General features: G+C 38.2%; 1 protein-coding gene. It reads left to right on the top strand.

Annotated elements, in window-relative coordinates; translation table 11 throughout:
- Positions 1–233, top strand: a 233-nt coding sequence (locus SB816_RS35200; protein ID WP_410548651.1) for a hypothetical protein, incomplete at both ends; no start/stop codon positions are given.

A 233-nucleotide genomic window follows, 5' to 3' on the forward strand; every position in this document is an offset into this window, starting at 1 on the left:
GTCTTATAATCATGACGCAGCCAAAGAACCTGATTACACAGCACAGGGATGTAAATACGTCTGGATAGATAATTGCAGAGCTTCAAACTATGGTGACGATGGAATCACAACACACTACAGCGAATACATTTTCATTAATAACTGTCACTGTATCAATCCATCAGGTGAAGCACATGATAAGGGATCGTCTAACTCAAATGGGATTGAAGTTGATGATGGTTCTAAAAATGTAT

This window comes from Achromobacter sp. SIMBA_011, assembly GCF_046535435.1.
In the GTDB taxonomy this organism is placed as follows: Bacteria; Pseudomonadota; Gammaproteobacteria; order Burkholderiales; family Burkholderiaceae_B; genus Achromobacter; species Achromobacter dolens.